We start from the raw sequence: 18,530 nt of genomic DNA on the forward strand, positions 1-18,530 counted from the left end.
ATGCCCGAAAATAGCTCTACCATATGGTAAGGCAAAATGGGAGATCTTATGAGCAAGCCGTTCGATCCCGCAGCGCCCTTCTACGCATGGTCCGAAGACTTGTCCGGCATGGCGCGGGGGACATTGTTGCGCAGCGAGCCCCTGGCCGAGAGCGAACTCATCCGGGGCGCGGCGCGGGGCTGGCGCGTCTTGTATGTCAGTATCGGCTGCGCAGGCACCGAGATCGCCGTCAGCGGCCTCGTTTTCCTGCCGAATGGCGAGCCTCCTCAGGAGGGTTGGGCGGTCGTCTCCTATGCCGTCGGGACGACCGGCATTACCTCCATAGCGGCACCTTCGCTCGACCCGCTCGCGACCGTGCTTGGCTACCCGGCCTGGACGACAATTCCGTCGTTCCTCCAGGCCAAATATGCGGTGGTGTTGTCGGACCAGGAGGGACGCGGCACTGCAGGTCCACATCCCTATCTGCACGGTCCCACGCTCGCGGCCAACCAGATCGATGCCGTGCGAGCGGGTCGCGAGCTCACATCCGAGTTGTCCGCGATATGGGTCGCCATGGGTGCGTCCGAAGGGGGACAATCTACGCTATTCACCGCTGCGATCGCAACGGCTACCGCCCCCGAACTGGATTATCGCGGCGCTGTCGCTGAATGTCCTCCGACCGAATGGTCCACACTCGTGGCGGACATGACAGACATGGCGCGCATTCTGTTGCCGCTCGTCTTGCATGCCGCCTCATACCATGACCCGTCGGTAGAGGTCGAGGCGCATCTCAACAGCGACGGGCTGGCGCTGTGGAATGCCTGGTGCACGAGCAGGCTGGCGGAGCCGGGCGCGGTGCTCGACACGTTCATGCCGATGCTCGGTAAGCCGCTATTCCGTCTCGCGCCGGGTGATTCGACTCACGCGGAAGCGGCGGCGCGCATCTTTGCCAATATTGACATGTCCGGGCTCGAGGCGCCGCGGGGCGGTTTCGACCGCCCCATTCTCCTGACCGAGGGTGCGGTCGACGAATATTGCGTGCCGGGAACCGTTGGCCGTCTTGCCGAAGAGCTAAGCGCGGCGGGCTGCGAGGTCGAATATCATTGCTACGAAGCGAACCATATGGATCTGCCGTACCTCTCCCTGGCTGACACGCTGCCGTTCGTCCGGCGGGTCACCGGACGCGCACCGCTGAGGTCGTTGCGTCAGGGAGGCAAAGCCGCAGACCTGCCCGCCGAGGCTCGAGGGGCGCCGGTGTCGCCAGTGACATCAGTCAGTGTGGCCAGCGTCTCGAAGGCGGGATCGGCTATCTAATATTATTCACTATGATTATGGTAAATGATTTGGCCTTTTAGAAGTATAGAAACATAAGAACAGTTGAACTGGTAGCAAATAATTTAAATAAATGAGCAGAAGTTATGTAATGGACTGCTCCGCTGAGGAGGGACGGAAATGAGAACTATTATTGCATTGCTTTCTGGTGTGTGCGCGGCCGTTCCAGCCCTGGGATATGCTCAAGACAGCACGGCCGCAGCCGAGGAGGGTGACGAGATCATCGTCACCGCCACTCTGCGCGCCGCCAACATTCAGGACATCCCGATCGCGGTAACGGCGGTTGCCCCTGTCGAGCTTGAGCGGCAGGGGGTTATGGACATCAAGTCGCTGTCGTCCATCTCGCCGAGCTTCAACGCCCAGTCGTCGCAGACCGAAACACAAGGCACCTCGATCCGCATCCGCGGGGTGGGCACCACGGGCAATAACACCGGGCTTGAAAGCTCGGTCGGCGTTTTCATCGATGGTGTGTATCAGTCGCGTCCCGGCATAGCGCTCGGCGACCTGCTCGATCTCGAGCGCCTTGAAATTCTGCGCGGTCCGCAGGGGACCCTGTTCGGGCGCAACACCTCCGCTGGCGCGCTCAGCATCACCACCAAGCGCCCCAACCTCGACGAATTCGAGGGCTTCGCCAACCTCAGTGCCGGTAATTTCGACTATATTGGCGTGCAGGCGGGCGTGAGTGCCCCGGTAATCGAAGGGCAACTCGGCGTACGGGTCTCGGGTGCTTACCGCGAGCGAGACGGCTTCGTCACCAGCACGACCAGTGGCCAGGAAAGCCAGAATCGCGATCGTTTCATCCTCCGCGGGCAGACGCTATGGGAGCCGACCGCGGACTTCAGCCTGCGTTTGATCGGCGATTATGCGGAATCCGACGAGAACTGCTGCACCGCAGTCATCCTTCGGGAAACCGAACTGCGCGGCTTGGGCGCATTCGGGGCCTACGGGCTCACGGCAAACGGCGGAGTGAACGATTTCGGCCAGAACGCCGTACGCCGCCGGCTTTCGAGCGACTTGGGCTTTGTCAACAACAGCAAGCAGTGGGGCCTGTCGGGGGAACTCAAATATGACCTGGGCGCCGTTCAGGCGACCTACATTGGATCGTATCGCGATTTCGAGACACGGAACACCCAATATGATTACATCGGCCTCGACACATATCAGGTAGGACCGGGCGCGTTCGTACCCAATCTGCCCTTCAGCGGCATTGACGCGAAGACTATGACGCATGAACTTCGTCTGCAGGGCAAAGCCTTCAACGATCGCGTCGACTGGCTATTTGGCGCCTATTATTCGGACGAGAAGATCGGCGAGATCCAGGCGATAGGCCTCGGGCCGGACTATCAGGCTTATGCCTCGACCTTATTGTTCAATGCTGTCGGTGACGGCTTCGCAGCGTTCGGCCCCAATCCGCTGTTCGCGCTCACGCGACTGGCACAGACGACGGGGGTCACATCGGTTCCAGGTGTAGGGCCTGTGCCCAATTTCGCTTTGCCTACGACCGTTGGCGTGGATACCGATGGCAGTTTCGCGATCAACAACTTCACGCAGAGAGCCAAGAGCTTCTCGGTCTTCACCCATAATGTGATCGAGCTGACCGACAATATCAGCCTGACGCTTGGCGCACGATATGTCGAAGAGCAAAAGGATGGTGCGTTCGATCAGCTATCGGCCAGCTCGCCGGCCTGCGCCACGACCGCGAATGGTTTCAACAATATCGTCACCAACCTCACGACGATCGTCAACCTGCCCTCTGATGCCGCGCAGGCACTGGCAGGGGGCGCGCTCGCGCTGAACTGCTTCCCGTTCACGACCGCGGCAAACCTGCCCGGCTCGGCCGTCCTGCCGCTCCCGCGCGAGTTCGATCTGAAGTTCAAGGACGACGAGCTGACGTACACAGCGCAGTTGGCGTACAATAACAATGCTGGTTTCCTGGCATATGTCAGCCACTCTCACGGATTCAAATCGGGCGGGTTCAACCTCGACCCGCTCGCTGCCGCCGGCGGGCTCGATCCGCGTTTTGATTCCGAAAAAGTCGACTCCTACGAACTCGGCTTCAAGACCGCGCTGCTCGATGACAAGGCAACCGCGAACCTTGCCGTGTTCCACATGGACATGTCCGATTTTCAGGTGCTCGAATTTACCGGGATCCAGTTCCAGACATTCAACGTGGCTTCCGCCAAATCGACCGGTGCCGAATTTGAGTTCCTCGGCCGATTTGATCCCCATATGATCGTGAACTTTTCGGTCGCCTACACCGACGCGCGCTATCCGAGCGATTGCGACCGGGGTATCGCCGGGGCAGCCCTTGCGACGGTCCAGACGCTATGCGGCCAGTCGCTGACCAATGCGCCAAAATGGAGCGGGGTTGCCGGACTGACCTACGACGGCCCGCTCAACAGCTTGGGTTGGGGGTTGCTCGCAAACGCGAATCTTCACTACTCGGGCAAGCGCCGCACCGGTACTACTCCGACCGAAATCGCTGCGCCGTTCGATCCGTTACCACTCGATTATCAGGAGGATTATTTCAAGTTGAACGCCCGGCTCGGGGTGTCGACCCCGGATGGCCGGGTCACCTTCGAAGCGTGGGGTGTGAATCTGACAAACGAGATCACCCGCGGTATCACCGCCAACACCCCGCTGCGTGGCGGAACAGGCCACCGGTCGCGGATGGCGTTTCTCGAGGAGCCGCGCACATATGGCGTGACGGTGCGCACCAAATTCTAGGGTCAGCACATAATCAGTCCTGACCCGTTATAGAGAGGGCGGCAGCGGATGGCAGAGAGCAATATGCGGACGCCCGGTCGGGGCGGATCGCGATCTATCGCCATTTTCTTGCGCTGCCTCCTCACTTCCTCGCGCGAGATCGTTTCCCGCGCTCCGGAAGGAGAATGACGCGGCGGTGCCACTTGCGATCATCCTCTTCATCTAGTCTTCACCGTGTCACAGACGTCGCTGCCGATCGATCCCCGCGCGGTCTGATCGCCGGAAATCGTCACGGTGGAGCCCTAAATTTGGGGACGTTGGTGGGGTCGGGGAGATTCGGGTCCCCGTCCGGAACCGTGCGATCTATCCCCGCAGGAGCGAGATGCTTTCCAGATCGGCTCGGTCGAGTTGCCGTGTGAACCAAAGGCCGCCGCGCGGGCCGCGCGACCAGCGCACAAGGGCCTGGCGTCGAAGTTCGCCGCCGGGGAGTAGCAACTCTATCTCGGTCCCGGGCGCAAGCACACCGTCATAGCGAAAACCCGCACCTTGCTGGGAGATATCGACGAGGTCGATCGGGCGGGCATCGTTGCGCAGCGCCATAACGGCCTTGACCTCGACCGGGAGGCGGAGAGCTCGATAACTCTCGCTGCGCTGTTCGCAGGCAAGGGCTCTCAGCACAGCCGCGGCAGCAATCGGCTTGTCGAAGGCGACCCCGCAGCGACCGCGCTCTGCCCAGACTATCTTGCCGCGGACAGTCGTCGTCTCGGAGAGGGAAATTTCGAGCCTCTCGCCAATCCTCACCGGCGTATCAGCCGCGAGCATCAAACCATGGTTCGATATATTGCGCACCCGCCACAAACCTGAATCATGTGCCCGCTGCACGCGCGCGACGCGGCACACGGTCCGGTAACGCTCCGACCCTCGCCGGTTGCGCGTGGCGGCATCTTGGCCGTCGTCCCCGGGCCTCTGATTTTCCGGATCGCTATTGCTGCTGCTCTTCATCCTTGGCCCCTCCCCAGGCGTAGGTGCGGGTTCGACCAAGAGAAGAACCGCGCGCAGTCGCCGGCTGCACGCCGGACGTCGATATCGTCGCGGCGCTCCCACACGCCACGAACTATTACGGTCTGAAATTCTGCTTATAGTGAATTTACGCTACGGCAAGCGTAATTTTTTAGCCGAGCCTCCGCTGCCGGAGACGGAGGCAGACGGGACGCCGTGAAGGGTAAATGTCGGTCGATCCGACGTTGCCGGTTCGCTCGCCTTGACCTTGCGGACAAGCCGGGAGGTTCCGCCCTCAAACCGGAATTCCTTTCTGTACCAGAGCGCAAGAAGGATGTCGGGGGCGAGGCACGGAGAGTGCGCTATTCCCCCTTAGATGTACTCGAGGCGGGTTTCCGCTATCCGGCGCCGGTCGGCGTTGTTTGACGAGCCGCTGACAACGAGACGCCCAGCATTGCGCGGGGCCAGGTCAATCCACCCGGACCGGTTCAAGAACCACGGCTACGCGGTCGGCGAGGTCGTTGATGACCGAGAGATAATGTTTGAAATGCGGGGTCAGGCGATGTGCGGCGACCGCGGCCTCGTCAGCATAGAGTTCATCGAGCACGAACCGTAGCGGGCTCGTCTGGTCCTGCCATAGATCATAGCGGAGATTCCCCGGTTCCGCCCGGCTTGGTCCGATCATTCCCTCGAGGAGCGACCTCAGATCTTCGGGCCGATCGGCGCGCGCCGTCAACAGGGCCACGATCTTGACCGGTTTCGACATGCTGGTCCTTTCTGACCGGGCCACTACGCGCAATGCTGGACGCGATCCCCCAATCGGGGGATCGCGACGGTGTCATTTCGCTTCCCGAAGTATTTGCGTCAGGCTGGGGACCGCATCGAACAGGTCTGCGACCAGTCCGATGTCGGCGACCTGGAATATAGGCGCCTCTTCGTCCTTGTCGATCGCGATGATCGTCCCCGAGTCCTTCATTCCCGCAAGATGCTGAATAGCGCCCGATATCCCGACGGCGATATAGACGTCGGGCGCGACGATCTTGCCGGTCTGTCCGATCTGATAGTCGTTGGGCACATAGCCCGCGTCGACCGCCGCGCGGCTGGCACCGACCGCCGCACCGAGCGTATCGGCCAGGGGGAAGATCGTCGCCTCGAACGTGGGCGCATCCTTCAGGGCGCGGCCGCCGGCGACAATGATCTTGGCTGAGGTGAGTTCCGGGCGCTCGCTCAAGGCGATCTCGGCTCCGATGAAGCTCGAGAGGCCCGCATCGCCGCCCCCGGCGACCGCCGCAACCGATCCCGATCCGCCTTCGGACGCAACCTTGGCGAAGGCGGTGCTGCGCACGGTGATCACCATCTTGGCGTCCGAACTCTGTACGGTCGCGATGGCATTGCCCGCGTAGGTCGGGCGCGTGAATGTCTTGGGCCCTTCGACCGAGAGAATATCGGAGACCTGCATGACGTCGAGCAACGCGGCGACGCGCGGCGCGATATTCTTGCCGTTGGAGGTAGCGGGCGCGAGGAAGGCGTCGTGCCCGCCCATAAGGTCGACGATCAGCGGCGCAACATTTTCCGGGAGCGCATGGGCATAGGCGGCGTGGTCGGCGAGATAGACCGTTGCGACGCCCGCGATCCGCGATGCGGCCTCGGCCACCGCGGCGCAGCCCGATCCAGCAACGATGAGATCGACCTCGCCGATCTGCAACGCGGCGGTGATGGCGGCGAGTGTCGCATCCTTGATGGCCGCGTTGTCATGTTCGACCCAGACAAGAGCTTTCGACATCAGGCTACTCCGAGTTCTTTGAGCTTGGCGACGAGGGTTTCGACGTCGGGCACCTTCATGCCCGCCTGGCGCATCGGCGGTTCGGACACCTTGAGGATGGCGAGGCGCGGCGTGGCATCGACCCCATAGTCCGACGGTGACCTCATAGTGAGCGGCTTGGACTTCGCCTTCATGATATTGGGCAGCGACGCATAGCGCGGTTCGTTGAGGCGCAGATCGGCTGTGACGACGGCCGGAAGCGCGAGGCGAACGGTCTCGAAGCCGCCATCTACCTCGCGCGTGACCCTGAGATGCCCGTCCGCATATTCGATCTCGCTGGCAAATGTGCCCTGCGGACGCCCCATCAGGGCGGCGACCATCTGGCCGGTCTGGTTGCAGTCGTCATCGATCGCCTGCTTGCCGAGGATCATGAGGCCGGGGGCTTCCTCCTCGGCAATGCCCTTGAGAATTTTCGCAACGGCCAACGGCTCGACCGCATCGTCGGTCTGTACCAGGATTGCCCGGTCCGCGCCCATCGCCAGCGCCGTGCGCAGCGTTTCTTGTGCCTTGGCCGGCCCGACCGAGACCGCCACGACTTCGCTCGCTGCGCCCTTTTCCTTCATTCGGATCGCTTCTTCGACGGCGATCTCGTCAAAGGGGTTCATGCTCATCTTGACATTGGCAAGGTCGACGCCGGTGCCGTCGGCCTTGACCCGCGGCTTCACATTATAGTCGATCACCCGCTTCACGGGCACGAGGATTTTCATCGAGATCTCCATTGCGTTGCGGCTTACCGCGGATCGCGGACTAAGGCTGAACCGCAGTCAGTTTCCCATCATGTCTGGCTGCCAAACTGCATGCCGGCCTTTCGACCATCCCGGGTGGCCTGGGCAATCTGTCCCGGGCCGAGGCAGTCGCCGATACGCTCCAGGGACAGGATCTCCCCGGCGTCGCGCTTGTTGACCAGTTCGTGATAGAGATGGTCGTGCGATATCTGCCCGGTGACCAGCACCACCGCGTCTGCGGATCGCAGCTCCTCGGCACCGGTCAGCAGGCGGCTCGTCTTGACCTCGCCCTCCGAAATGCTGACGATCGATGTTCCGACGATGATTTCGATACCGATTTCGTTCATCGAATTGATGACGTGGACCATTTCCAACGTGTTCAAGGTCCAGGGCGCGGGATCGCTCGCGGTGGTGACATAGGTGACCTTGCAGCCGGCGAGGGCAAGGCGTTCGGCGACGACGGTTGCCATGTAGAAATAATCCTCGTCATAGACGATGACTTCACCACTTGGCAGCTGGCCGCTCAATATATCTTCCGGGCTGAACACATGGGGGAGGTCGCATCCGGGAATCGGCTCGTCGTGATTGCGGCCAACGCCGTCGCGGCGCCACGTCGCTCCGGTCGCCACGATGACATGGTCGGCCTCGAAACCGGCGACGTCCTCTGCCGTCAGGCTGCTGTCGAGATACATGTTGGCATTCGCCATCGTCTGAAGCTGCCCGACGCGATAGTCGATCACGCGGCCCCAGGTGCTCAGGCGCGGCATCTTGCGTTCGCGCACCAGGCGGCCGCCCCATTCCGAGCCGGCATCGGCGATCGAGACCTGATAACCGCGCCTGGCCAGCGTGTGAGCGGCTTCGAGCCCGGCGGGTCCGCCGCCGACAACCAGGATATTCTTGTCGGGGTCATGCGCGGGGGGCACATTTTCGGGATGCCAGCCCATCAGATGTTCTTCGCCTGCCGAAGGGTTTTGCGTACAACGTATCCGCACCGAGGTCATGACCTCCGCAGTACAAGCATTGCACCCGATGCATTCGCGAATGTCGTCGTGGCGGCCCTCGTCGATCTTGTTCGGCAAGAATGGGTCGGCAATCGAAGGGCGCGCGGCACCGATCAGATCGAGGATGCCGCGCTTGATCTGGCTTACCATTGCATCGGGCGAGGTGAAGCGGCCCACGCCGACCACGGGCTTGTTCGTCACCTTCTTGACGAAATCGATAAAGGGTTCCTGCTGGCCTTCCTCGAAGTAGCGGCTGCTGCCGCTGTCCCACGGCCAGTCGCTTACATTGACGTCCCAGAGATCGGGAACATCGGCCAGAGCCTCGACGACCCGGCGGCCATCTTCCTGCGCGGTGATGTTCGACACCCTTCGTCGATCCTCTACCGCGAAACGAACGGCGACCGCACAACCGTCGCCGACCGCGTCCTTGACGTCGCAAAGCGTTTCGCGGAGCAGGCGCAGGCGGTTCTCGAACGCACCGCCATATTCGTCGGTCCGCTTGTTCGTTCGCGTGTCGAGAAAGTCCTGCAGCAGCGACAGATTGTGCGCGCAATAGACATAGACGATATCGAATCCTGCCGTTTTCGCGCGAACGGCCGCGTCGCGATACCAGCGCCGGAATTCGGCGATGTCCTGCTTGTCAATCGTTCTCGCGGAAATCGGATTGTTGAAATAATGCGGGAATTTGGCCGTTGGAGACAGCGGATGTTCCCGGTAATAGGCTGCCGGTCCCGAGGCGCCGGCGTGCGCCAGTTCGACACCGGCCAACGCACCATGTTCCTTCACCGCCTCGACGATCCTTGCGATAGGCGCGATATGCCTGTCGTCATACAGGCAAGGGTCGGGAAGAGGAGCATGGTCCGAAGTCTGGTGGATCATCGTCTCTTCGATGCAGATCACGCCCCAGCCGCCTTCGGCCCGCGTCTGTCGGTAAGCGACCATTTCGTCCATCGACGACATCCCCATGCTGATCGCGTGCGGGACAACGTAAAACCGGTTCTTGGTCCTCACCGGTCCGATCTGTACCGGCTCGAAGAGGATGTCGTAGCGTGGATCTCGCATAGGTCGCTCCATCGGCGAATTGGTCAGTCCGGTCGCGCCATGATGAGCGTTTCCGGCATTCCGTAGGCAGTCCCGACCCAATTGGGATCGGTGTCTTCAAAACAGCCGCGCTCGGGGCTGATCCCCTCCGCGCATCCAGGCAGGGTCAGGCGGTCTTCCGGAAGGCGAGATCGGCTGCCTTGCAAAAAGCGTCCTTCCGCACGATTTTCCCGTCGCGGACATGGAGTATATCGAGGCCGTCGATCGCGGATGCCGTTCCGTCGGGCGCGGCTATGTGCAGGGTCCAGGTAACGAGCGCCATGGATTGCTCTTCGTCGATCAACGTCGAGGTCACCTGATAGCGCGAATGGCTGTCGGATACGGCAAAGCCGGGAGCAAGGGCGTCGCCAATGGCGGCGCGGCCCTCATGCTCGTTGCCGTGGGGGTCGTTGTATACGGCGCCCTCGGAAATGAATGCCAGCATGGCCTCATAATCTCCGGCGTTGAACGTCCCCATGAAGGAGCTGGCGATTTCTGATAGGCTATTCATACTGAAAATTCCTGACGGTGCCGATACGGTAAGACGAGTTCCAGAATTCGTTTCGGAAACCACGAGCCGGAACTACGCCCCCAATCGCGCAACGATTGGCACAGGGGAGCTTCGTTGCGCGAAAGGGGAGGCGCTATTTCGCTGGGATGCTCGCGAGATATGCGATGATCGCCTTGCGATCGCTTTCCTTCGCCAATCCCCCGAAGGCCATGGCGGTGCCGGGGTAGGCGGTCATCGGATCCTTCAGGAATGCGTCGAGCTTTTCGGGCGTCCAAACCCCTCCGGCATTTGCGAGCGCCTGCGAATAGGGGAAGCCCGCCGCGCCGCCGATCTGGCGGCCGACAACCGCTATGAGTTGCGGCCCCGCGGGCGATGGCGTCGCGGGATCGACCGAATGGCAGACCGCGCAGTTGCTGAACAATTTCTTGCCCGCCTCAACCTGGCCCGCATCGGCCGCCAGCGCAGCATAGGTGTCGGGCGCGGCGGCGGGGGCCGGGGCGGGTGTCTCGGCGCTGGTTTTTGCGCCGGCAGTTCCGTTTTCTTCGGCTGGCTTTGAACAGGCAGCGGTCCCGGCCAGAACGAGGCCTGTCAGGAACGCCAGTCGAAATTTGCCGATATGAGCGTTATCCATTTGTCGCATCCTCTCTTGCAAGCTTTTCAGTCACTTCCCGGCAGGCCCGGATTCCGCTCTCGACAGCGCCATCAATGTACGCATGCCAGCCATCGGCCGTGGCGGCGCCGGCGAAGAACAGCCGGTCTTCGGATTTTGCCATGTCCTTGTATTTTTTGAACCATCCGACCTTGTAGGACGGCCATGCCTGTTTCGAGAACGGGTCCTTGACCCAGTTGTACGGTGCGATGTCGGTGACCTCGACCCCGGGATGGATCTTGCGCAGCTCGGCGGTGATGGCGTCCTTGTCGTTTATATCGATCAAGGACTGCCGCCCGATGGTCGCCTTCAGGATCGTCCCGATCTCGTCGCTGAACTCTTCGGTCTGAATGGCGTTCAGCGGATTGGGGTCGTCGCAAAAGGTGAATGTATTACCGATATTCTTCTTCACCCGCATATACATCGTCGCGCCGTCGCACATTTCCGCATTATCGATGAAAGCGCGTTTGGCGGCGGACAGCCCCGGCTTGAATTCGATATCGGGATAGACTTTGGTAGGCAGGGTGAACACTGCGGCCCTCGCCTCCACGGTCTGGCCGTCGGCGGTCCTGAGGATGACGCCTTTGCCGGTCTGTTCGACTTCCTTCACAACGGTTCCGAGCCGGACATCGGCCTTGCTGTCGTCGAGGATCGCCTTCGCCAGCGCGGCGGTGCCGCCATTGGCGATGTGCCAATGCTTTTCCGAATCCGTGAAGGTGAAGGGATCCCACGACGCGAGTGCGAAAAGCTTGACGAAGCTTGCATAGCTGAAAACCGAGGTCGGCGCGCCGGCGTAAAGGACGAGTTCCGCGTTCAGCGCCGCCCTCTGCAGCGGGTCGAGACCTAGCGTCCCGATGTGCGCCGCCGCCGAGGTGTCGTCGATTTTCAAGACGTCGGGGTTGGCGAAAGGCTTGTACGGCTGCGGAAACAGGGTGCGCGAGTTGGCGCAGAACTTGTTGAACGCATCGCTGTAAAGCGTGTCGAATGCCGCGGGCGCGACATTGTGTACCTTCCCGTCCGCCGTCATGATGTAGGAGGCATCGAGATTGTAGAGCGGCACCTCGTCGAAGCCGAAGCCGTAGCGCTGCATCTCCGCGAAGACGTGCGGCTGGACCCAGTGGACCGACGAGCCTCCCAACTCGATCTTGCGGCCGAGAAACTCGCTGGTGAACGTGCGGCCGCCAATTCGCGGACGCGCTTCCAGTACCACGACGCGCCAGCCTTTTGCCGCCAGGTCGCGCGCCGCGGTGATGCCGGCATAACCCGCGCCAATCACGGCGACATCATAGGGACCGCCTTTGCCACCGCCTTCGCGCGTATCGCGTTCCGGATTTTCCTTGGCGCAGCTCGCAAGCGCGACCGCGCCGGCCGCGGCAGCGCCAAGTCTCATCAGCGAGCGCCTGTCGACCGCCTGGCTCGCTCCAAGTCTCGGCTTTTCCAAATGGCTGGTCACGACATATCCTCTTCCATTATCCGGTGGCCAGGCCCGTCAAGCCGCCGCGTTGATTACCTGAAGGCGGGTGAATTCGAGCACGCCTTCAATGCCGCCCTCCACACCGATACCCGACTGTTTTGCGCCCGAAAACGGGATGTCGGGCTGGATCGCGACGTGCTGATTGATCCAGACGGTTCCTGCATCGAGATCGCGCGCGAGCGCGCGCGCCCGATCGCTGTCGCGCGACCAGATGGAGGCGCCAAGACCGTATGGACCGGAATTGGCACGCGCGATCGCCTCGCCCTCATCCGAAAAGCGAAGCACGGGGACGACCGGTCCAAATTGTTCGTCGGCGACCAGCCGGGCCTCGTCGTCGAGATCGGCGATCACCGTCGGCTCGATGAAGAAGCCGGGGCGATTGGCGATATGGCCGCCCGTCAGCACCCTGCCTTGTGACGCAGCCTCGTCGATCATCTCGCGAACCTTGCAGAACTGCATATTGTTCTGGACCGGACCGAGCGTAACCCCGTCCTCATCCCCGGCGCCGAGCTTCAAGGCTCTGGCCGCGGCGACCAGCCGCTCGCAGAAAAGATCGTAAATCTGATCGGCGACGTAAAGCCGCTTCGGCGCTGCGCAGATCTGGCCCGCGTTCAGAAAGGCGGTGGCGGCGAGGCCCCGGGCGGCCGCCTCCACATCGGCGTCCCTGAGGACGATGGCGGGGTCGTTGCCGCCCAGCTCCAGCGTCACGCGCTTCAACGTCTCGGCGGCGCCCTGCATGACGCGTTTGCCGGTTCCGGTCGACCCGGTGAAGGATATCTTGGCGATGTCGGGATGGCCGGTGAGGCGGGAGCCGAGATCATTGTCGTCGGCGATGACGTTGAACACGCCGGGAGGGAAAATCCCGCATGCCAGCCGGCCCAGCTCAAGGCTTGTCAGCGGCGTGGTTGGCGCAGGCTTCAAGATCACCGTGTTGCCCGTCAGCAGGGCGGGACCGAATTTGTTGCTAGCCAGAATGAGGGGGTAGTTCCACGGAGTAATAGCGGCGACGACCCCGAGCGGGCGACGCTCGATCTCGTAGCTGCCATTGGAATGGCTTCGCGTTTCGGCGGGCAGCTCGGCGCCGGCGTAATAGCGTATCCCCTGCAACGTGGCGCCGATTTCGAACCGCGCTTCCGCAAGGGGCTTGCCCTGTTCCCTGACGAGCAGTCTCGCAAAGTCCTCGGCCTCTTCCTCGAGCCGCTGCGCGAACTGCAGGAGGCAATCCCGCCGCTTTTCCCACGACGTGGCCGCCCAAGCAGGAAAGGCGCGGCGCGCGGCCGCCACGGCCGCGTCGAGCTGCGCTTCGTCCGCTGCCGGGGCGGTCGTGAAAGGCTCGCCCGTCGCGGGGTTGACGACTTCGATTGTCTTCGCGCCTTCGACCAGCTGCCCGTCAATGAGCATTTTATAAGCGTGCATCGTTTACCCCATTCGGATTTCAGTTACGCGGGTTCGCATATGCGAGCTCCCCACTTGCGGCGCGTCTCCGGGCCAGATCGATCGAGAAGTCCTTCCGTTCATGCGCGAGCCGGCAGGTAGGCGACGGCCGTGACCTCGACCTGGATGGCGGGCTCGATGAAGCCGGCAACCTGCACGCCAACTACTGACGGGCCATTACAGCCTTGGTAGAATGCCAGCCGATGCGGAACCAGCCGCTCGCTATATTCCTCGGCCGAGCAGCCATAATAGATCGTCTCGCTCACCACGTCGGCCGCCGTGCCGCCATGCGCTGCAAGCACATGGTTCATCTGTTCGTAGATGCCCCTGAACTGCATGGCGGCGTCCTCGGGATGGAGGGCGTTGCCTTCGTCGTCCACGTCAAAGAGCCCGCCGATAAACAGGAAGTCGCCGGCGCGCACGCCGACGGACATGCAATATCGCTCTTCCATGTCGGGGATCAAACGGAACGACTGGGGTTTCATGACGTATGACCCGCCAACCCGCCCTCGTGCACTCGCGAGCGGGCGCACGGCCGATATCGCAGGCGATACGGGCCAGCCACTTGCGCCTGCGCGCCTTGGCGACATGAAGCCCTGGACCTGTCGCCGGGCCGCCTGGGGGGTCGATCGTGGCTTATCTTCATGCTCCTCAAGTCGCGCGCGAGATCGGTCGCTGCCCCACAACTGTGCGGAGTCGACTCGGCCGTGCACGCCTCGAATTTGTAGCAATTCCGTCACCATCCGCAACTAATTTATGCAGATGACGATTTATCTATCAAGAGTGGTCCTGGCGCAGGCGACGGGGATGCGTTGATGCCTGATATGAGCCAAGATGCTTGATTACCGCTATTTTTATGCGAATTCCATTTGGTCGCCGATGCGGCTGGACACCTTGGTTCGTATCGTCTCACGGGGGCAGCGAAAATCAAAATAATTCTTCTATAGGATAATTTGTGATCTTCCGTCCGACGCAATTGCCGCGCGGCAAGGGTGAAATGGGAGCGATGTCGATATTGCCGTTTTCCCACATTTCTCGTGGGCGCTCGCCCCCGAGGGCCAGTTCCGCCATCTGCGTCTCCCGGCAATTATTACACTTGGGACTTTTCACCGGCCGACAGGCCGCGCGGGCGCAGATATTTCGATTGACACTCTCACAAATTCATCGTTTGTATAATAAATGGAATTTGGCTGGCCATATGGTCGCGCGGCTCGTTGAGATGCATGTTCATGGCAATCGTCGATTCATCGCAGCGCCCGATTCTCTTTGAGGCTATTGCGACGCCGGTTGCAGCAGGACGCGCGAACGCGGCGAGGAGAGCGGTGGAAGAGAATTCGGTCGGCTGGTGGGCGGAGGAGAATTGCGGTGCCGGGCGAACCGGTCCTTAGCTGTAGGAGGCCGGGCGGTCCGGATCGCTATCCGATCGCCGGGCGCAGCGCCCGGGCCCGCCTAAAATTGTGTACGCACGCGGAAATTGGTTCGGCGAGCGATCGCGTGCCTCATGATCGAGGCCTGTTTGTTGATGGCCGTGAGAGCGAATGTCGCTTTCGTCCCGTGTCGCGAGGGGCGGGTGGGCAAAATAGAAGGTGTGACAATGACTGAATCGGCAAAAATAGATTTTTTGTATCTGTCAGAACAGGACATGATCAAAGCCGGGGTGACCGACATGGCAATGTGCGTCGACACCATGGAGGAGATGTTCGGTCTGTTGTGGCACGGCGACTATCGCATGGCGGGAGCGAACAATGATTCCCACGGGGCAATGGTCCTGTTTCCGGAGAATTCCCCGTTCCCCGACATGCCGAAAGGAACCGCCGACCGCCGTTTCATGGCTATGCCCGCGTATCTCGGCGGGCGGTTTCGCACCGCAGGCGTGAAATGGTACGGATCGAACCTTGAAAACCGGGAAAAGGGTCTGCCGCGTTCGATCCTCACCTTCGTGCTCAACGATGCCGATACGGCCGCCCCGCTCGCCTTCATGTCTGCGAACCTCCTGTCGGCTTACCGGACCGGCGCGATCCCGGGGGTAGGCGCCCGCCACCTTGCACGAAAGGACTCAAGGATCTTCGGGCTGATGGGTCCGGGCGTCATGGGCAAGACAACGCTTATGGCTTTGCGTGCCGTCTGTCCCGAGATCGACACCATCAAAATCAAGGCGCGCGGTAAAGCGAGCCTCGATAGCTTTCTCGATTGGCTGAAGACGGACATGCCGCAGATCGTGAATGTCGAGCTTGTCGACACGATCGAGGAGGTTGTTCGCGGGTCTGATATCATCAGTTTCTGTGGTTCGGGCGCCGCGGGCGATCCCGCGACCTATCCGATCGTCAAGCGTGAGTGGGTGAAGCCCGGCGCGTTTCTGGCGATGCCGTCGACCTGTGAAATCGACGAGGCCATGGAAGCAAAGGACATCCGCAAGGTGGTCGATAACACCGGTCTTTACGAAGCCTGGTTCGACGAACTGCCCAAGCCCGCGCACAACATCATACCGATTATCGGCGTCAAATTCATGGATCTAATTGCCGGTGGCCGGATGGAAAAAGACGATCTCGAGGATCTTGGTCGTATCGTTGCCCGTGAAGCGCCGGGGCGGCGAAATGACGATGAAATCATCATCCTGTCGGTCGGCGGGATGCCTGTCGAGGATGTTGCCTGGGGCACCGTCGTTTATCGCAACGCCGTCGCGCGCGGCATCGGGCAGTCGCTCAATCTCTGGGATGCGCCCGTTCTGCGGTGACGCGCAGGGTAGCGCGAAGGGGAGATGGACTTTCGGCATGGGCGGCCTTTCCCATAGTTTGAATTGGAGACAATATGATCGAGATCGTAAAGCTCAAAACGGGTTCGCGCTACGAAGACTTGGCGAGCTATTCGCGTCTGGTCAGCGTCGACAACTGGATCTTCGTTTCGAATACGGCAGGGCGAAATCCTCTGACGCAGGAGATTCCGGAGGACGTCACCGAGCAAACAGAGCAGGTGCTCGCCAATATCGAGCGCGCGCTGCAGGCGGTGGATGCAAGCCTTGGCGATGTGGTCGCCTCACGCATCTTCATTCAGGATCCGTCCGACACGCCCGCCGTCATGGCCAAGATAGGAGAGCGGTTTCGCGGTGTCGATCCCGCGATGACGCTGACATGCCCGCCCCTCAGCTCCGCGGTTTACAAGGTCGAGCTTGAAGTCACTGCTTATCGGGGGGCCTCCAAGGGCAATGTAGAAGTGCGGAAGATCTAGCTTCGAGTCCGTTATCCAGCGCCTATCCCAATTCTCAACTTGTGGTTCAGATTGAAGGACAGCCTCGTGGCACCGCATATCGCGCCTGTACAAACATGTGAGCATTTTCCGTCTTCCGCAGCTGTCGTAGTCATCGGGGGCGGGATTGTCGGTCTGGTCGCGGCGCTTACGCTCAGCGAGCGCGGAATCCCGGTTGTCGTCCTCGAGAAGGGCGTTGTGGCTGGCGAACAATCCTCACGCAATCAGGGCTGGGTCCGCAAGACGAGCCGCGCCCCGGCTGATGTGCCCCTGGCGATCGCATCCGACCGGCTCTGGGCTCAGCTCCCGCAAAGGTTGGGGGAGGATGTCGGCTATCGGGAAGCCGGTATTCTCTTCCTTGCCGGAAGCGAGGCGGAGATGGAGCCCCATGACGCCTGGATCCGGTCCGTGGAACCTTTCGGCCTCGATTCGCGCCTTCTGACCCCGGACGATATCGATCGACTGGTTCCAGGGGGGCAGGGAAAGTGGGCGGGTGGTATCTACACGCCATCCGACGGGCGCGCCGAGCCGTCGCTCGCGGCATCGGCCATTGCGCGCGCCGCTATCGGGAAGGGTGCGGTCATCGTCGAGAATTGCGCCGTGCGCTCCCTTGTTCGGTCTGCAGGCCGGGTCACCGGCGTCGTTACCGAACGAGGCGAGATCAACTGCGACACTGTCCTTCTGGCAGGCGGCTTGTGGTCGCGGCGCTTCCTTGGCAACGTCGGTATCGGTCTCCCGACGCTGCCGCTCACCGTTTCGGTTGCGCGCACCGCTCCCATGGAAGGGCCCACCGGGATCGCGGTCGGCGGACCCGATTTCTCGTTTCGCAAGCGTGCCGACGGCGGCTTCGTCGTTACCCAGCGCAGCGCCGTCAAAGCGCCGATCACGCTCGATCATCTGCTTATCGGACACAAATATTTGTCCTCGCTCAGATCGCAAGGCCGATATCTGCGTGTAGGGATAGGACGCGAATTTTTCGAAGACTTTACCCTGCCTCGCCGCTGGAAATCCCAAGGCAAATCACCCTTCGAGCGCATGAGGATCAAGGATCCCGCCGTCGATGAGGGCGCCATACACGAAGCCTTTGCCGCCCTGCGCGCGGCCTGGCCCGTCTTTGAAGAAGCCGAAATCGCGGAAGTTTGGGCCGGAACGGTGGATGTGACGCCCGATTCCTTACCGATCATCGACCAGGTCTCGGAAATACCGGGATTGATCGTCTGCTCCGGCTTTTCGGGGCACGGTTTCGGCACTGCGCCGGCGGCGGGCGAGCTTGCGGCCGATATTCTGACAGGGTCGACGCCGATCGTCGATCCCACGCCCTATAGTTTCGCGCGTTTCAAAGGGAAACCGGGTTGAGCCGCGGGCAGCCGGCGAGGATCGCGCACCGTTGCAGCGATGATCAGCCGCTAGGCAGCCGCTACGACCGGCGCCGCCGGATCAGGTCGGCTTAGACGGGTTTGAAGGTGGCCGATCGACGCTGACTGCCTCGGCCTCAGTCGCTGATGCGGCGCGCGGCGAAGAGATCGGCGGCGCTGCGACATGGCCGCAGGTTCGGGCTTGCGGCGGGACTTCGGC

16 protein-coding genes are annotated in these 18,530 nt (G+C 61.7%); 5 read left to right on the top strand and 11 right to left on the bottom strand.

The features are described 5' to 3' along the window. The first annotated feature begins 48 nt into the window (after window positions 1-48). Window positions 49-1,293 (top strand): lipase family protein, encoded by a 1,245-nt coding sequence (locus QOL68_RS17775; RefSeq protein WP_282950325.1) that lies wholly within the window; start codon window positions 49-51, stop codon window positions 1,291-1,293. Window positions 1,294-1,431: 138 nt separating this feature from the next. After that, window positions 1,432-4,038: a TonB-dependent receptor gene (locus QOL68_RS17780; RefSeq protein WP_282950326.1), complete on the top strand. Its 2,607-nt coding sequence runs from the start codon at window positions 1,432-1,434 to the stop codon at window positions 4,036-4,038. Between the two features lie 342 nt (window positions 4,039-4,380). On the opposite strand, the gene QOL68_RS17785 is transcribed toward QOL68_RS17780, so the two are convergent. From QOL68_RS17785 to QOL68_RS17835, 11 genes are all read right to left on the bottom strand, one after another. Next, window positions 4,381-5,019: a PilZ domain-containing protein gene (locus QOL68_RS17785; RefSeq protein ID WP_282950327.1), complete on the bottom strand. Its 639-nt coding sequence runs from the start codon at window positions 5,017-5,019 to the stop codon at window positions 4,381-4,383. 466 nt (window positions 5,020-5,485) lie between these two features. After that, window positions 5,486-5,782, bottom strand: coding sequence for a putative quinol monooxygenase (locus tag QOL68_RS17790; RefSeq protein ID WP_282950328.1), 297 nt, complete (start codon window positions 5,780-5,782; stop codon window positions 5,486-5,488). A 72-nt stretch (window positions 5,783-5,854) separates the two neighbouring features. Continuing rightward, window positions 5,855-6,799, bottom strand: coding sequence for an electron transfer flavoprotein subunit alpha/FixB family protein (locus QOL68_RS17795; RefSeq protein WP_282950329.1), 945 nt, complete (start codon window positions 6,797-6,799; stop codon window positions 5,855-5,857). Next, window positions 6,799-7,545 (bottom strand): electron transfer flavoprotein subunit beta/FixA family protein, encoded by a 747-nt coding sequence (locus QOL68_RS17800; protein WP_282950330.1) that lies wholly within the window; start codon window positions 7,543-7,545, stop codon window positions 6,799-6,801. The genes QOL68_RS17795 and QOL68_RS17800 overlap by 1 nt, the downstream gene beginning before the upstream one ends. Before the next feature lie 68 nt (window positions 7,546-7,613). Further along, window positions 7,614-9,638, bottom strand: a complete 2,025-nt coding sequence (gene ndpC / locus QOL68_RS17805; RefSeq protein WP_282950331.1) for a 6-hydroxypseudooxynicotine oxidase — start codon at window positions 9,636-9,638, stop codon at window positions 7,614-7,616. Between the two features lie 133 nt (window positions 9,639-9,771). Then, complete coding sequence (locus QOL68_RS17810; protein WP_282950332.1) at window positions 9,772-10,218, bottom strand: nuclear transport factor 2 family protein; 447 nt, start codon at window positions 10,216-10,218, stop codon at window positions 9,772-9,774. 70 nt (window positions 10,219-10,288) lie between these two features. After that, window positions 10,289-10,786, bottom strand: coding sequence for a c-type cytochrome (locus tag QOL68_RS17815; RefSeq protein WP_282950333.1), 498 nt, complete (start codon window positions 10,784-10,786; stop codon window positions 10,289-10,291). Then, window positions 10,779-12,257, bottom strand: coding sequence for a flavin monoamine oxidase family protein (locus tag QOL68_RS17820; protein ID WP_282950334.1), 1,479 nt, complete (start codon window positions 12,255-12,257; stop codon window positions 10,779-10,781). The genes QOL68_RS17815 and QOL68_RS17820 overlap by 8 nt, the downstream gene beginning before the upstream one ends. A gap of 36 nt (window positions 12,258-12,293) precedes the next feature. Next, window positions 12,294-13,694, bottom strand: coding sequence for an aldehyde dehydrogenase family protein (locus QOL68_RS17825; protein ID WP_282950335.1), 1,401 nt, complete (start codon window positions 13,692-13,694; stop codon window positions 12,294-12,296). A 98-nt stretch (window positions 13,695-13,792) separates the two neighbouring features. After that, window positions 13,793-14,197 carry a RidA family protein gene (locus QOL68_RS17830; protein ID WP_283404334.1) on the bottom strand — a complete coding sequence of 135 codons (405 nt, stop codon included), beginning with the start codon at window positions 14,195-14,197 and terminating at the stop codon, window positions 13,793-13,795. Window positions 14,198-14,639: 442 nt separating this feature from the next. Next, complete coding sequence (locus tag QOL68_RS17835; RefSeq protein ID WP_282950337.1) at window positions 14,640-14,783, bottom strand: hypothetical protein; 144 nt, start codon at window positions 14,781-14,783, stop codon at window positions 14,640-14,642. A 523-nt stretch (window positions 14,784-15,306) separates the two neighbouring features. Between QOL68_RS17835 and QOL68_RS17840 the strand changes: the two genes are divergently transcribed. The 3 genes from QOL68_RS17840 to QOL68_RS17850 all read left to right on the top strand — a co-directional run bounded on the left by QOL68_RS17840 (window position 15,307) and on the right by QOL68_RS17850 (window position 18,311). Then, window positions 15,307-16,446: an ornithine cyclodeaminase family protein gene (locus tag QOL68_RS17840; protein WP_282950338.1), complete on the top strand. Its 1,140-nt coding sequence runs from the start codon at window positions 15,307-15,309 to the stop codon at window positions 16,444-16,446. Between the two features lie 74 nt (window positions 16,447-16,520). Further along, window positions 16,521-16,937 carry a RidA family protein gene (locus tag QOL68_RS17845; RefSeq protein ID WP_282950339.1) on the top strand — a complete coding sequence of 139 codons (417 nt, stop codon included), beginning with the start codon at window positions 16,521-16,523 and terminating at the stop codon, window positions 16,935-16,937. Window positions 16,938-16,988: 51 nt separating this feature from the next. Further along, window positions 16,989-18,311: an NAD(P)/FAD-dependent oxidoreductase gene (locus tag QOL68_RS17850; protein ID WP_282950340.1), complete on the top strand. Its 1,323-nt coding sequence runs from the start codon at window positions 16,989-16,991 to the stop codon at window positions 18,309-18,311. The last annotated feature ends 219 nt before the right edge of the window (window positions 18,312-18,530 follow it).

It is taken from the genome of Sphingopyxis sp. Geo25, assembly GCF_949769135.1.
Classification (GTDB): domain Bacteria; phylum Pseudomonadota; class Alphaproteobacteria; order Sphingomonadales; family Sphingomonadaceae; genus Sphingopyxis.

What these genes read in the sequence shown, in the direction of transcription:
- QOL68_RS17835 (WP_282950337.1), bottom strand. Translation starts at nt 14,783, where the DNA reads ATGGCGGAACTGGCCCTCGGGGGCGAGCGCCCACGAGAAATGTGGGAA.
- ndpC (WP_282950331.1), bottom strand. Translation starts at nt 9,638, where the DNA reads ATGGAGCGACCTATGCGAGATCCACGCTACGACATCCTCTTCGAGCCG.
- QOL68_RS17815 (WP_282950333.1), bottom strand. Translation starts at nt 10,786, where the DNA reads ATGGATAACGCTCATATCGGCAAATTTCGACTGGCGTTCCTGACAGGC.
- QOL68_RS17800 (WP_282950330.1), bottom strand. Translation starts at nt 7,545, where the DNA reads ATGAAAATCCTCGTGCCCGTGAAGCGGGTGATCGACTATAATGTGAAG.
- QOL68_RS17845 (WP_282950339.1), top strand. Translation starts at nt 16,521, where the DNA reads ATGATCGAGATCGTAAAGCTCAAAACGGGTTCGCGCTACGAAGACTTG.
- QOL68_RS17830 (WP_283404334.1), bottom strand. Translation starts at nt 14,197, where the DNA reads ATGAAACCCCAGTCGTTCCGTTTGATCCCCGACATGGAAGAGCGATAT.
- QOL68_RS17780 (WP_282950326.1), top strand. Translation starts at nt 1,432, where the DNA reads ATGAGAACTATTATTGCATTGCTTTCTGGTGTGTGCGCGGCCGTTCCA.
- QOL68_RS17785 (WP_282950327.1), bottom strand. Translation starts at nt 5,019, where the DNA reads ATGAAGAGCAGCAGCAATAGCGATCCGGAAAATCAGAGGCCCGGGGAC.
- QOL68_RS17795 (WP_282950329.1), bottom strand. Translation starts at nt 6,799, where the DNA reads ATGTCGAAAGCTCTTGTCTGGGTCGAACATGACAACGCGGCCATCAAG.
- QOL68_RS17790 (WP_282950328.1), bottom strand. Translation starts at nt 5,782, where the DNA reads ATGTCGAAACCGGTCAAGATCGTGGCCCTGTTGACGGCGCGCGCCGAT.
- QOL68_RS17775 (WP_282950325.1), top strand. Translation starts at nt 49, where the DNA reads ATGAGCAAGCCGTTCGATCCCGCAGCGCCCTTCTACGCATGGTCCGAA.
- QOL68_RS17825 (WP_282950335.1), bottom strand. Translation starts at nt 13,694, where the DNA reads ATGCACGCTTATAAAATGCTCATTGACGGGCAGCTGGTCGAAGGCGCG.
- QOL68_RS17840 (WP_282950338.1), top strand. Translation starts at nt 15,307, where the DNA reads ATGACTGAATCGGCAAAAATAGATTTTTTGTATCTGTCAGAACAGGAC.